Origin of the sequence: Sodalis sp. (in: enterobacteria), assembly GCF_047607725.1 — a bacterium.
Classification (GTDB): domain Bacteria; phylum Pseudomonadota; class Gammaproteobacteria; order Enterobacterales; family Enterobacteriaceae; genus JBLKSS01.
This window is the reverse complement of the sequence record NZ_JBLKSS010000144.1, coordinates 1-14,022: the sequence shown is the minus strand read 5'-3', so window position 1 is coordinate 14,022 and position 14,022 is coordinate 1. Positions and strand designations below refer to the sequence as shown.

Here is a 14,022-nt window from a genome sequence, read left to right as displayed (position 1 = left end):
AATCAGTACCATCCCGACGCCGGTCGCATCCTGAATGGCGCGCAGCTGCTCCAGCCCGTCAATGCCCAGGTGGTCGGCCTCGTCGACAATCACCAGCCCATTCGTGCCGGTCAGCCGCCGCCGTACCGCGCGCGCCAGCGTACCCTTGTTTCTCGGCAGGTCGCTAAGGCCCAGCGCTTCCGCCAGCTCCAGCAGACATTCGGTGATGCTGGCGTGGGCCGGGGAAAGGGTCACCATCCAGGTATTGGCATGCTGGCAGTACTGGCGGGCGGCAAAGGTTTTGCCCACCCCCGGCACCCCGACAATCACATTCATGCACTGCGCCAGCCGGACAAACTGGAACACCGCCCATATCTCCTTGACCGTGGCCGTCTCCACAAACTGCGGTGGCGCGGGCAAGGTCTTTTTTTGCTGATAATCTGTCAGCCAGCGGGTTAACAGTTCACCGACCCGCTGGTTATTGCCGGCGTAACTCCCTTTGATAAAGTTGGATATCACCGCTCCTGACTGCACGGTCTCGCGCACTATCTGCGCCTGGGTTACCTGACCTGAATCAATCAGTTGATGCAGCGTCTTGATAAGATCATCGTTTTGGGTCATCATCTTGCCTCCTTGATGAAAAGCATTCTTGTGTTCCGATAAGCCATTCGGTTGCTCCCGAATGGCTTTTTTACAACAGCGGATCGGCATCCTGCTGGGCTTCAAGTAGAGCCAGCCCACGCTGTAAGGCCCCTTCGGTATCCCAGTCATCCGCCTGAACTTCACACCCCACAGCCTGTTTCACGGCAGCATTTCCCACCGTGCGGTAAACATTGCCAGGCAGCCAGTTGTCTTCCGCCACTGCGGGCAGGGTGACGGTGTTTTCTGCTTCGGCCAACGCCACTTTCTCTTCGCCCCGCTTGCGCATCCCCTTGATACGTTGTTGCTGGTTGTGGTATTCCGCCGTCACCGGGAAGGCCTGGCGCTTGTTGCCATCCCAGACCGCTTCACAGAGGTAGGAGCCATCCATGCGGCGCACGATCACCTTGCTGGCATCGTGAATGTCGTAGTTCACCAGCACCTTGTGCCCGTGCTCATCCGCCAGTTTGGCGGCGTAGTAAATGTTGTTGAGGAAACGGATTTCACAGCGACTGACGGTGCGTTCGGTCTGAGGCATGAACAGGTCGCGTAGCTCAAACTGCGTCAGCCATTCCAGCTCGGTGGCTTCGTTTTCCAGTTTCCAGCGGCGAAACTCGGCGGGACTGTAATGCTGCCCATCGGGGCGTTTGGGTAATTCACTGTGCGGACGGGCGTTGTACCACTCGACGCCGGCCTTGATTTCATCAATCAGCATCTCCCAGGAGGGCAGCTTGCGCAGCGTGGTCTGCTGGGCGACGGTCAGCTCACTGCCCTTTGATTGGGCGTTTAAGGCAGACTTAAGCGCCTTGCCGGTCTTGCGCACGGTTTCCCTGTCAGCGCCGGTGCCGTAGTAGGTGGCAAAATGGCGGGCAATGCGCATCGGCAAGGTACGGTTAAGCCGTTCAATAATGCCGCGCCCTTGCGGATTGCCGGGAATGCCGGTCGGATGTTCAATATTCAGGCGGGTTAAAATACCGGTAATATCCGCATCGAGCGTGTTGTTGGTTTCACCGCTACCGTTATCCGAATAATAGAGAAACGGCTTGCCGTGGGTGGCAATGCCATACCGCAGGGCATCGGTAACGGCAATCACGTTTTCGGAGAGCGACAGGCTCCAGCCGGTGATATAGCGGCAGCTGCCATCGATAATAAAGGTCACTTCCGGCGAAAAGGGCTGACCGTGGTCGGGATGGGCGACTTTCATCTTCATGCCGTGACCGTCGCCAATCCAGACGTAGTTAACCGGTAAACTGGTCCAGTCGCGGCGAATAAACCCTTCCAGCTGGCGATATTCACTGCCGGTCTTGCGCCCGCGCTGTTTCACGGTTTCGGGGAGTTTCTCCATGGCATACAGCACCGCGTCATAGGAAGGCTGCGCCGCCAACATCAGCGGTTCATCGGCATAGCGCTGTTGCCATTCGGCGCAAAAATCCGCATACGCCTCTTTCATGCTGCACCCGTTCGGCTTGCGATAGTGCGCCAGATAGTCATGTAACCAGGCGATGTGCTCCGGTTTGACCACCTCGCGCTTCCCCGGAGCCAGCACAATCAGGCGTTCGGCAGGGGTAGCGGCTTTTTTGTAGTCGGCCAGCCAGCGCTTGAGGGTGATTTCGCTGAGTTGACGGTTTTTGCCCTTCTTGGCATTGGCCACCTGTGCCGCCTGTGCGATGGTCTCAGACAACTGGCCGGTTTTCGCCTGCTGGACAATAAAGCGGATCGCCTGCGCGCAGCTATAACGGGGCTGCCGCCCTATGGTGAGGATATGCTGCACCAGTAACATCCGCGCATCGGCAATCTGGCGCTGCTTATCCGTCAGGTCGGCTAACCTGTCCCCAATCAATGCCGGGCAGCGGCGGTAAACGTCCAGCTTGCCCGCTTTTTCGAGGTCTGAGTTGGCCTTTGATACGACGGGTTGCTTGACGACATCATCCACAGGAGCAGCGATCATCAGTTGTTGAAGATGACGCTCACGGATCGCGCACTGGGCTTCAACAGGCAAACAATCAATGTGGTACTCGTAAGCCTTAGTCCCTTAACGTTTACGCACGAGATCGGGCGAGTTCTTCGTTAAACGCGCCAATATCTCTCTAATGCCCTTGGTAGTTTTGGGGAGACCTATTACGCCAATGAGTTCTTTAGCAACAAGAAACATAATTATGATGCCTTGCGTATGTAGCTTTTAATCTTGTAACGGCTAGGCCAAATGGTTTCAGGTTCGACCCCCAGCGCCTCACCAATAATCTTCTGATAGGTTTTACAAGGAGTCCGTAAAACCGTTTTGAGCGAATCCTTGCTGTAACCGGCTTGCAAGGACAGTAAGCGAAACGACAACCCTCGCCTATGGATCTCCGCTTTAATGATCTCAGGGTGCCAATCAGCACACATGTCTTCTTTTTTGCTCATCATTCGTCTATCCTAAAAAGTTATCCTCATGCATAACTGAAAAGTTATACGTACAGGTAAAGCATAAGAACCAAAAGAAACTATGTCAAGGTTTCTTTGTGGTTTTAATAGTTTTATTTATTTCTTGTTATAAATCAATGCAATAAGTTGCAGAGGTTAGTGATGCAAAAAAAACCTAGTCGTACTTTTCTTGAATCCGAAAAAGAACCGGTAATCGAAAGAATTTTTCAATTGGTTGATAGATATGCATCTAGAAGTGAAGCCGCAAGGGCTTGGGGGATTAATGTTAGTACATTAAAAAATTATTATAAAAGAAGACATTTAAAACCAAGCCCTAGACGAAGCCAGTTATTGAAGATAGCCGAACACGAAAGCGTTTCTCTCAATTGGCTTCTTAATGGCGAAGGTGATATTCATGAAACCGATAAAAAAACCAAAGAACCCGGCAGATTGGTTTCAAATGGAGATGCCGAACGGAAGCTTTTTGAGCTTTTATCGCTTCTGACAGATCAAGAAAAGTTAAGATTATTCGAGATTCTTGCTCGTAAAGGACTTGAGACAGTTTTTCACCTACTTGATACAGAAAATCAAGCACTTCTAGAACTAAAAGGTGATAGAAAACGAATAGCTTTACGATTAGAATCCATGTCAGAAGAACAGCTTAGAGAGATTTTATCCAAAATTGAAATCAGTACCCGAGAAGCCATTTCAGAAGTAGACCACTCTGATTCTAACATCCGGGCCAGAGCCTGAAATAGGCATTGGCCTAGTTAAAATTTTTTGTAAATGCAATTTAAAGGACATTAAAGCTTGCTTGTAGTGGTATCAAATATTTTACTTCTAGGTGAACAATTGTTTATTGTTTAAGCATTGGTATCAAATCAGAAAATCACTTCTAACCTCAAGAAATCCCATGAGTTCCCGCCAATTCCCGGATATTCCCACAAGTATCAAATAAATTACTTCTCTATACGTCCCAGCGAATCCACCCCCAGCCAGTAAACGGCCGAAGGCCCCTCGTTCAGGCGGTCGTAATCAAAGTAGTTTTCGGCGTCAAACGGCACCAGCCACGGCGCCCGCAGCGCCGCAATAATTAGCAGCACCATAAATACCCCCGCCGCTACTGCCACCGGCTGCGGGCGGAAGCGACGCCAGAATTCGCGCCAGGGCGTGCGTATACGCTGGGAAGCCACCGTGGGCATCGCCGCCAGCGCGGCGTTGCGTCGCCAAAATTGCATCACGTTTCGTTACCTGTAGCGAATGGAGGGGTTAATGGCGGCATACAGCATGTCCACCATCAAATTAATGAGGATAAACTCCAGCGAAAACAGCAGCACCTCGGCCTGGATAACCGGATAATCGCGCAGCGTGACCGAATCCACCAGCAGACGACCCAGGCCGGGCCGGTTAAATACCGCCTCCACCACGATCGATCTCCCCAGCAGAAACCCAAATTGTAAACCCATCATGGTCACCACCGGGATCATGGTGTTGCGCAGGCCATGCTTAACGACCACCAAACTTTCGCGCACTCCTTTGGCACGGGCGGTACGCATATAATCTTCTTGCATCACCTCGATAAACGAGGCGCGGGTAAAACGCGCCATTATCGACGCCACCGCCGCACCAAGGGTAATCGACGGCAGAATATAGTGGCGCAGCGAGTCCGCCCCGACCGTGGGCAGCCAGCCCAGCTGCACCGAGAAAATCTGCATCAACAACATGCCGAGCGCGAAAGCGGGAAAAGAGATACCCGATACCGCGAGCGTCATCCCTAATCGATCGGGCCAGCGATTGCGCCACACCGCGGACAGAATGCCCAGCGACATGCCGAAGATAACCGACCAGATCATACTGGTCACGGTCAGCCACAGCATGGGCATAAAACGGCTGCTTATCTCGCTGCTTACCGGCCGCTTGGATACCATCGAGGTACCAAAATCGCCCCGCACCACATGGGTCAGAAAGCGCCAGAACTGCGTCGGCAGCGGCTGATCCAGCCCGAGATCGTGGCGCACCAGGGCCACCACCGATGCATCCGCTTCCGGCCCCGCCGCCAGCCGGGCGGGATCACCCGGCAACAGATGGACAAACCCGAACACCAGCACCGCCACAATCAGCAGCGTCGGGATGAGCCCCAACAATCGCTTGATGAAATAATTCAGCATAACGGCCTGGGTTATTTCATATCGGCGTGCGAGAACTCGAAGGAGCCGTCCGGCATCACATAGAAGTCACTCAGGTTTTTATTGCGCGCATACACCAGCTTTTCGGTCGCCAGGAAAATTCAGGAAGCGTCGGCCCAGAGGGTATCCTGCGCGTATTTATACAGTCGGGCTTTTTCCTCGCGGCGGGTGTTTTCAGCGCGGCGGCCAAATCCTCATCCACTTTAGGATTGCTGTAAAACGCGGTGTTGAACAACGCCGGCGCCGCCGACTGGCTGGCGAACAGCGGCGAAATGGCCCAATCCGCCTCGCAGGTTGACGCGGACCAGCCGGAGTAGAACATCCGCACGCCGGTCTCTTTCACGCCTTTGCTCTCCACCTGCGCTACGCGCTGGCCGGCGTCCATCACCGTTACCGTGGTTTTCACCCCCACCTGATTCAGCTGCTGTTGAACGAACTGCAGCACTTTCTGGCTGCTGCTGCTGTTGTTGTTGTACGACCACAGCGTGGTGGAGAAACCGTTGGGATAGCCGGCTTCTTTCAATAGCGCGCGCCTTGGCCACGTCATAAGGCCAGGGCTGGTATTGCGTCGAGAAATCAATGCCTTTCGGCTGCTGCCCCTGCGCCGGCGTCGCGTAGCCGGAGAACGCCACTTTGATCAGCGCGTCTTTATTAATGGCGTAGTTCAACGCCTGGCGCACTTTGACGTTATCAAACGGCTTTTGCGTGACGTTGAGAATGATATAGCGCTGCACAATCGACGGCCCGGAGATAAGCTCCACCTTGCTGTTATTGTCCAGCACCTTGGCCTGCTCATAGGGGATCGGATAAGCGAACGTCGCTTCGCCGGTCGCCAGCACGGCCGCGCGGGTGTTGTTATCCACCACCGGGCGCCAGGTGATGCTGTCTAGCTTGTTTTCCTCCTGCTGCCAATAGCCGTCGAAGCGTGTCACCTTGACGAAATCGGTTTGATTCCAGGTATCGAACCGATAGAGACCGGTACCGACCGGGTGGAAACCAATCTCTTTGCCATATTGTTTCAGCGCAGCGGGGGAGATCATGGCCGCCGCCGGGTGCGCCTGGTTATTGATGAAGGCCGAGAACGGGGTTTTCAGGGTGACTTTAACCTGATGGGGATCAATGACCTCGGTCTTGGCGATCATTTTAAACAGGTTATAGCGCTTGAGATGGTTGTCCGGATTGCTGGCGCGATCCAGGTTAACCTTCACCGCTTCGGCGTTGAAATCGGTGCCGTCCTGGAACTTCACCCCCTGGCGCAGCTTGAAGGTGTAGGTCAGACCGTCATCGCTGGCGGTATAGCTCTCCGCCAGGACATTTTGCCGCTTCATATCTTTATCGAAGCCGAACAATCCCTGATAGAACGATTTGGCCACCGCCTGCGACAGCGTGTCGTTGGCGTCATAGGGATCCAGGGTGGTGAAATTGGAGTTCACCGCCACGACGACATCTTTGGCGGCCCAGGCCGGCGCGGCGGCCAGCGTGGTTAACACCGCCGTGACCACCAGCCAGTTACGCTTATCATGTTGCTGCATCATTCGCTACTCTCTCCTTGAAAAGACCGTAAGCGCCGCCTATCGCGTGGCGGGCGACATAATGTTCCTCGCCCACCCGCTCGAGCGGCGCAACCACGGGTTCATCATCCAGCGCCCGGATGGGGCTGGGGATTTCGTCTGCCTGTAACACGCGATCGCGGCGACGGCTGTCGGGATCGGCCACCGGTCCCGCGGACATCAATTTGCGGGTATAGGGATGGCTGGGATGCTCGAAGACCTGCCGGCGCGGACCGATTTCCACGATCTGCCCCAAATACATCACCGCCACCCGGTGGCTGACCCGCTCCACCACCGCCATATCATGGGAAATAAATAAAAATGCGATGCCGTATTCCCGCTGCAGATCTAGCATCAGATTGACTATCTGGGCCTGGATGGAGACATCCAGCGCCGACACCGATTCGTCAGCAATCACCACCTTGGGATTAAGGGCCAGCGCGCGGGCGATACAAATCCGCTGCCGCTGTCCCCCGGAGAATTCATGGGGATAGCGCGCGGCGAGCTCCGGCAACAGGTCGACACGTTCAAGCAGCGCCGCGACGCGCAACTCTGCCTGCTTGCCCTGCGCCACGCCGTGTACCAGCAGCGGTTCCATAATGGAATAGCCTACCGTAAGGCGCGGATCCAGTGATGCGTAGGAATCTTGGAAAATAAACTGAATATTGCGCCGCAAATGCTGCAACGCGTTACCGTGCAGGCGGTTGATGGACTGGCCATCAAACAAGATATCGCTGCCCTGGCTTTCCACCAGACGCAATAGCGCGCGGCCGGTGGTGGATTTACCGCAGCCGGATTCTCCCACCAGCCCCAGCGTCTCGCCGGGATAGAGGAAAAAGCTGACCTTTTCCACCGCGTGTACCCGGCGCTGGATGCGGTTGAAAATACCGCCGCGGATATCGAAGCACGTGACCAGATTGCGCACCTCCAGTATCGGCCGGCCGTCGGTGCGAACCGTATCCTGCGGCCAAAGGGTCTGCGCCGCGGCGTCACCGGGCGCCCTATCGGGAACAGACGGCGGCGGCGCCTCCACGGTGGGGGCCGCGCGAAGAAGCGGGAATTTCGCCGGAAAATCGCTGGCCGCCATCGAGCCCAGCCGCGGCACGGCGGCCAGCAGCGCTTACGTATAGGGATGGCGCGGCCGGTGAAACACTTCGCTGGCCGCGGCGGATTCCACATCATTGCCCTGATACATCACCAGCACCCGATCCGCCATTTCCGCCACCACGCCCATATCGTGGGTAATAAACATCACCCCCATGCGCATCTCCTGCAGCAGCAGCCGGATCAACTGCAGGATTTGCGCCTGAATGGTGACATCCAGCGCGGTCGTGGGCTCATCGGCAATAAGCAGCGCCGGCCGGCACGACAGCGCCATGGCAATCATCACCCGCTGGCGCATCCCGCCCGAAAGCTGATGCAGGTAGCGATCGAGAATATTGCGCGCTTCGGGGATCCGCACCAAATCCAGCATATGCAGCGCTTCTTGTCTCGCGCTGCGATGATCCTTGCCCTGGTGCAGACGTAGGGATTTCGCTATTTGTTCCCCGACCGGAAAAACCGGATTCAACAAGGTCATCGGCTCCTGGAAAATCATCGCCATATCCGCTCAGCGCAGCGAACGCAGCGTCGGCGCAGATCCACCACCTGCCCCGAGCGCCGGCGGAACAGCAGCGTACCGCCCTCAATGCGCCCGCCACCCAGCTCCACCAGACGCATGACCGACAGCGACGTGACGGATTTGCCCGACCCCGACTCGCCGACGATAGCCAGCGTCTCGCCGCGGTTGACGTCGAAAGAAAGGTTACGCACCGCTTCGATACGCCGTCCTTCCCGCTGGAACTGGACGCTGAGATTGCGCACCGATAATACCCGGTCCTCCGGCAGTTCCAGGGCGCCGTTGTTTCCGGCGAACGACGCGGCGGCATCCACCGCAATAAGCCCGCCCGACCCGCCCAAAGGCAGGATTTGATCAAATATTACCCGCGTGGCCGCCTGCTCCAGCGTCAAGCCGGCATAGGCCACCAGCGCCGCCACTTCATGCGCTGCGGCGGTGCGGATAAACACTTCACCGCTGCCGGTACAGGAGACGGCAACGGTGGCGTTATCTGCATAACAGCCGGCGCCGATGATCGGCGAATCCCCGACCCGCCCCGCCTGCTTATTGGTCATTCCGCCGGTGGAGGTGGCGGCGGCCAGATTCCCCTGGCTATCGCAGGCCACGGCCCCGACGGTGCCAAATTTCCGATCCGGGTCGATAGGGTCCGCCGAGGCGGGCGCCCCGTCGTGATCGAGCAGCGCGCCGCTGTCCGCAGCCAGGGCGCGCTGGAGTTGCTGATACCTTTCAGGTGTCGAGAAGAAGTCGTTCTCTACGCGCGCCAGCCCCCGGCTAAACGCGAACTGTTCCGCGCCCTCGCCGGTAAACATGACATGGGGGCTGTGCTCCATGACCGCCCGCGCGGCCAAGATGGGATTACGAATATGCCTGACCCTGCAGACGGCGCCCGCCGCGCGGCTGCGGCCGTCCATTACGCTGGCGTCGAGTTCATGGGCACCCTGATGGGTGAACACCGCCCCGGTGCCGGCGTTGAACAACGGGCACTCCTCAAGCAACCGTCCCGCTTCCGTGACGGCGTCCAGAGCGCTGCCGCCGTCGGCCAGAATCGCTTGGCCGCTGCGGGTGATAGCGTCAAGCGCCTGGCGGTAGTCGCGTTCTTTTTCAGCACTCATCGTCTGACACGACAGTGCGCCGGCGCCACCGTGGAGTGCTATCACTGCTTTGCTCATTGCAACGGTTACCCTGTCGATACGTAATGATGGGCTCGCCCTGCCAGGGTTCCGGCACGGGCCGCGGACAATAACGGTTCAGGCTATTAGGTGCTAGGCCAAACGTTAACATGTTATCGATTTTGACTATATGGACGCGCTTGGCTGCTGTAAAGTAGAAATACGTGATATTAATACTGAGGTGATATTGCTCCCGAGCGCGACGCTCTCCCAGCGCGCCGGGCATCACGACCTGAGCCTTAGCGCATCATCGCCGGCCGGTTCTCTGGTATCCGGTTCTCTGCCATAGCCATAATAGGGGCCGCTTAGAACCCGGCGGTTATCCGCTAATACCCGCCGCCTATAGGAGTTGTCATGGCTACCCCCTCTTCTTCTCTGCTGACGCTTGAGCAGGCGTTGGCCACTATGCTCGACGCCGTAGACCCCGTCACGGTGGCCGACACCGAGAATGTGCCGTTAACCGATGCCTGCGGCAGCATCAGCGCCGAGCCCATCGTGTCGCCGGTCAACGTCCCGCCGTTCGATAACGCCGCGATGGAGGGCTATGCCGTCAGACTGGCCGACCTTACGCCGGGCGCTCTCCTGCAGGTCGCGGGCCGGGCGCTGGCGGGCGTCCCCTTCACCGGCCATTGGCCTGCGGGCAGCGTGCTGCGCATCATGACCGGCGCCCCCACCCCGGCGGGCGCTGAAGCGGTGATCATGCAGGAATATGCGCAGGTCGATGAACGTGGGGTGCGGTTTAGCGTTGCCCCCGCCGCCGGCGAGCATATCCGCCGGGTGGTGATGATATTCGCCGGGGAGACGAGGTGCTGCCGGCGGGCCGGCTGTTGCAGGTGGCGGAGCTGCCGCTGCTCGCGTCCCTGGGCATCGCTTCGGTGCGCGTTTGCCGCCGCCTGCGCGTGGCCTTGTTCTCCACAGGCGACGAATTGCGGCCCATCGGCGCGCCGCTGGCCGCCGGGGAGATTCACGATACCAATCGCTTCGCCATCAGGCTGATGCTTACAAAATTGGGCTGCGAGGTCATTGATTTGGGCATTATCGCCGATGATGCCGCCGCCCTGCGCGAAGCGTTTCGCCAGGCGGACAGCCGTGCGGATCTCCTCATCACCAGCGGCGGCGTGTCGGTCGGCGAAGCGGACTATACCAAAACCATGCTGGAAGAGCTGGGGCAGATTCATTTCTGGAAACTGGCGATGAAGCCCGGTAAACCCTTTGCCTTCGGCCGCCTGGGCCAGGCCTGGTTTTGCGGCCTGCCGGGTAATCCGGTATCGGCGGCGATCACTTTCTATCAGCTGGTACAGCCGCTCATTGCCCGTCTGGGGGGCTGCCGCGCCTGCGTGCGCGCTCACGCCGCTCGGCAAAACCCCCGGCCGCCTGGATTTCCAGTGCGGCTGCTACCGTCTCGACGACGCCGGCGAGCTGGCGGTCGAAACCACCGGGCTGCAGGGATCCCATGTCTTTAGCTCCTTCGCCAGCGCCAACTGCTTTATCGTGCTGGAGCAGGCGCGCGGCGACGTGGCCGCCGGCGAATGGGTGACAATAGAACCGTTCAACGCCTTGCTGCAGGGCTAAGGAGGCAGAGTGGCGGAGGAATTGAGTCATCAGTAGATGCTGCGCTATAACCGCCAGATTATGCTGCGCGGCTTCGATTTCGCCGGCCAGGAACGGTTGAAAGCCAGCGGTGCGCTGATCGCCGGCCTGGGCGGGCTGGGCAGCGCGGCGGCGCTGTATCTGGCCGCCGCCGGCATTGGCCGGTTGGTGCTGTTGGATTTCGATACCGTCTCGCTCTCGAATCTGTAGCGTCAGGTCTTGCATAACGATGACCGCATCGGCCAAACGAAAGTCGCGTCGGCCCGCCAGGCGCTCGCGGCGGTAAACCCGCACGTCACGCTGACCACGGTGGACGACGTGCTGGACGATGACGGGCTGTCCGCGCTACTGGCCGAATGCGATATCGCGCTGGATTGCACCGATAACGTTGCGGCGTGCGAACAGCTCAACCGCTGCTGTTACCCGCGCCGCCAGCCGCTCATTTCCGGCGCGGCGATCCGGATGGAGAGGCAAATCAGCGTCTTTCGCTATCGACCGGATGAACCCTGCTATCGCTGCTTAAGCAGGTTATTCGGCGCCGAGAGCCTGACCTGCGCCGAAGCGGGGGGATGGGGCCGCTGGTGGGGATCATCGGCGCGCTACAGGCGATGGAAGCCATCAAGGTGTTAACCGATTACGGGCAATCGCCCGCGGGTAAGCTTCTGATGTTGGATGCAATGACGCTGCAGCTGCGGGAAATGCGGTTGCCGCGACACCCCGATTGCGAGGTGTGCGGCGCGCCCTAGCACCCGCCGTGCCATCAGTCTCGCCAGCGACGCGCGGCCCACTCCGCCTGGCCCGCCGCATCATAAAAACTCCAGGCGACAAAACGGCTGATTTTCTGTCCCTGCCCCATTTGCACCGTGCGCACCGCGCTGGCGCCCGCCTGCTCGATGGCGCGATACAGCGTCGCTAACGAGCTGCTCTTCGACAAAAGCGTCGTAAACCACAGGCAGTGACGCGCATAGGCGCCGCTTTCCACCACCGTACGGCGGACAAACGCCAGCTCGCCGCCTGGATACCATAGTTCATTGTGCCGACCGCCAAAATTGGGCGCCGCCGCGTTGGTCTGGCGCGCCGGGAAACCGTCGCCCGATGCGCCACCCAGGTTCCCCGCACCTAGGATGCTTTCCCGCCGGCGCTGCGTCGACCGTGCCAATTGGACCAGCTTACGTCGCGTGCGGGCCTCGGCCTCTTGCGCCGACGCGTGAAACGGCGGATTGCACAAGGTGGCATCGAATCGTTCCGCCGCGCCAATGATGCCGTTGAAGATAGCCGCCGGCTGGGATTGTCGACGCAGGCGCAACGCGCCCGCCAGCGACGGATTCATGTCGGCGATGTGTCGCGCCCAGCGCAGCGACGGCGAATCGATATCCGAACCGGTAAAGCGCCAGCCGTATTCATGATGACCTATGATGGGATAAATACAATTGGCGCCGACGCCGATATCGAGCAGCATCACTCGCCGACCGCGCGGAATGTTGCCGCCGTTGCCGACCGCCAGCAGGTCCGCCAAGTGATGCAGGTAATCCGCCCGTCCCGGGACTGGTGGGCAGAGAAACCCGGCGGGGATATCCCAGTGACGAAGGCCGTAATGGTGCAGCAACAGCGTGCGGTTAAGCATGGTCACCGCCGCCGGCGAGGCGAAATCCACCGAGGGCGTGCCGCCGGGCGTCGGTCGGACAAACGGGGCCAGCGGCGGACAAGCGGCCACCAGTGCGGCGAAATCATAGCGGCCACGGTGGCGATTGCGCGGATGTAAAGACGTTTTTTCCGCTGTGGGCGGAACGGATTTTTTCACGGCAAACTCATTGGGCTAACGGCCGGCGCCCGCAAATGCGGGACGCCGGCGCGGGATAAGGTAAATCTTAGTCGCGGCAATGATTACCTTTGCGGGTTCGGTGCACGCTTGGCCGCGCAGGTGAATGACGTCGCGGGCGCAATCCTATACCTCGGCCACGCGCGAGATTACCCTTGCGGGTTCAGTGCATGCTTGGCCGCGCAGGGAAACGCCATCGCCGATTCAGTTCACACCCTGACTGCGCAGGTAGTCTTCATAGTTGCCGCTAAAATCGATCACCCTGTTCCGCAGAATTTCCACTATCCGCGTTGCCAGCGAACTGACGAATTCGCGGTCATGAGAGACAAACAGCAGCGTTCCCTGATACAGCACAAGGGCGGCGTTCAGCGATTCGATGGATTCCATATCCAGATGGTTGGTGGGCTCGTCCATCAGCAAGATATTGGGCTTTTGCATCATCAGCTTGCCAAACAGCATCCGGCCCTTCTCGCCGCCGGACAGCACGCCAACCGGCTTTTTAATATCATCCTGGCCAAACAACAGCCGGCCAAGGATGCCGCGCACCGCCTGCTCATCGTCACCGGCCTGTTTCCACTGGTTCATTCAGTCGAACACCGTCATCGTCTCGGCGAACTCGGCGGCGTGATCCTGGGCGTAATAGCCGATATTGGCGTTTTCCGACCATTTTATCTCACCGCTTTGCGGCGCCAGCTCGCCCATCAGCGTTCTGAGCAAAGTGGTCTTACCGATACCGTTGGCGTCGAGAATCGCCACTTTCTCACCCACCTCCACCATCATATTCAGGGCGCGAAATAGCGACGCCGCCGCCTCGAAACCCTGGGTCACCTGCTCTACCTGCAGGGCATTGCGAAACAGTTTCTTCTCTTGCTCAAAGCGGATAAACGGATTTTGCCGGCTGGAGGCTTTGATTTCGTCAAGCTTGATCTTATGTAAGCGCCCCGTGGAGGACGTCTTGAATTATTGGTGGGTTTGTTGTATGGCCCGGTAAGAATATGTTCCACTACGATGCCTAGTGAACCCGCATCCTATAAGGGACGGCTGTCAGATCATGGATAATCCGGCGATG

Annotated in this window: 6 protein-coding genes and 7 pseudogenes; 3 read left to right on the top strand and 10 right to left on the bottom strand. The window is 58.3% G+C overall.

From position 1 onward, the window contains the following. The 3 genes from ACMX3H_RS13230 to ACMX3H_RS13220 all read right to left on the bottom strand — a co-directional run. A partial coding sequence (locus tag ACMX3H_RS13230; RefSeq protein ID WP_415211162.1) for an AAA family ATPase occupies positions 1–600 on the bottom strand: 600 nt, incomplete at its 3' end. Between the two features lie 70 nt (positions 601–670). Beyond that, complete coding sequence (locus tag ACMX3H_RS13225; protein ID WP_415211161.1) at positions 671–2,617, bottom strand: Mu transposase C-terminal domain-containing protein; 1,947 nt, start codon at positions 2,615–2,617, stop codon at positions 671–673. 155 nt (positions 2,618–2,772) lie between these two features. Then, on the bottom strand, positions 2,773–3,024 hold the full coding sequence (locus ACMX3H_RS13220; protein WP_415211160.1) for a helix-turn-helix domain-containing protein: 252 nt from the start codon (positions 3,022–3,024) through the stop codon (positions 2,773–2,775). A gap of 159 nt (positions 3,025–3,183) precedes the next feature. On the opposite strand from ACMX3H_RS13220, the gene ACMX3H_RS13215 reads away from it, so the two are divergent. Further along, positions 3,184–3,774 carry a hypothetical protein gene (locus tag ACMX3H_RS13215; RefSeq protein WP_415211159.1) on the top strand — a complete coding sequence of 197 codons (591 nt, stop codon included), beginning with the start codon at positions 3,184–3,186 and terminating at the stop codon, positions 3,772–3,774. Positions 3,775–3,992: 218 nt separating this feature from the next. On the opposite strand, the pseudogene ACMX3H_RS13210 reads toward ACMX3H_RS13215, so the two are convergent. The 5 genes and pseudogenes from ACMX3H_RS13210 to ACMX3H_RS13190 all read right to left on the bottom strand — a co-directional run. Continuing rightward, a pseudogene (locus ACMX3H_RS13210) lies at positions 3,993–4,259 on the bottom strand (glutathione ABC transporter permease GsiD); the annotation flags it as partial. A 9-nt stretch (positions 4,260–4,268) separates the two neighbouring features. Further along, complete coding sequence (gene gsiC, locus ACMX3H_RS13205) at positions 4,269–5,189, bottom strand: glutathione ABC transporter permease GsiC (protein WP_415211158.1); 921 nt, start codon at positions 5,187–5,189, stop codon at positions 4,269–4,271. Between the two features lie 11 nt (positions 5,190–5,200). Beyond that, a pseudogene (gene gsiB, locus ACMX3H_RS13200) lies at positions 5,201–6,739 on the bottom strand (glutathione ABC transporter substrate-binding protein GsiB). Further along, positions 6,726–8,689 (bottom strand): annotated as a pseudogene (locus ACMX3H_RS13195) (dipeptide ABC transporter ATP-binding protein). The pseudogenes gsiB and ACMX3H_RS13195 overlap by 14 nt, the downstream one beginning before the upstream one ends. Next, positions 8,666–9,544: pseudogene (locus ACMX3H_RS13190) on the bottom strand (isoaspartyl peptidase/L-asparaginase family protein); the annotation flags it as partial. The pseudogenes ACMX3H_RS13190 and ACMX3H_RS13195, both read right to left, overlap by 24 nt. Positions 9,545–9,898: 354 nt before the next feature. On the opposite strand from ACMX3H_RS13190, the pseudogene moeA reads away from it, so the two are divergent. Both moeA and moeB read left to right on the top strand, forming a co-directional pair. Continuing rightward, positions 9,899–11,116: pseudogene (gene moeA, locus ACMX3H_RS13185) on the top strand (molybdopterin molybdotransferase MoeA). A 36-nt stretch (positions 11,117–11,152) separates the two neighbouring features. After that, positions 11,153–11,880: pseudogene (gene moeB / locus ACMX3H_RS13180) on the top strand (molybdopterin-synthase adenylyltransferase MoeB). Positions 11,881–11,894: 14 nt separating this feature from the next. Here the strand turns inward: moeB and rlmF are convergent. After that, a complete protein-coding gene (gene rlmF / locus ACMX3H_RS13175; RefSeq protein ID WP_415211157.1) occupies positions 11,895–12,935 on the bottom strand; it encodes a 23S rRNA (adenine(1618)-N(6))-methyltransferase RlmF in 1,041 nt (346 codons plus the stop codon). Positions 12,936–13,157: 222 nt separating this feature from the next. After that, positions 13,158–13,907 (bottom strand): annotated as a pseudogene (locus ACMX3H_RS13170) (ATP-binding cassette domain-containing protein); the annotation flags it as partial. Positions 13,908–14,022: the final 115 nt, after the last annotated feature.

Coding starts and splice junctions, on each gene's coding strand:
- ACMX3H_RS13220 (WP_415211160.1), bottom strand. CDS start 3,024: ATGATGAGCAAAAAAGAAGACATGTGTGCTGATTGGCACCCTGAGATC.
- ACMX3H_RS13215 (WP_415211159.1), top strand. CDS start 3,184: ATGCAAAAAAAACCTAGTCGTACTTTTCTTGAATCCGAAAAAGAACCG.
- gsiC (WP_415211158.1), bottom strand. CDS start 5,189: ATGCTGAATTATTTCATCAAGCGATTGTTGGGGCTCATCCCGACGCTG.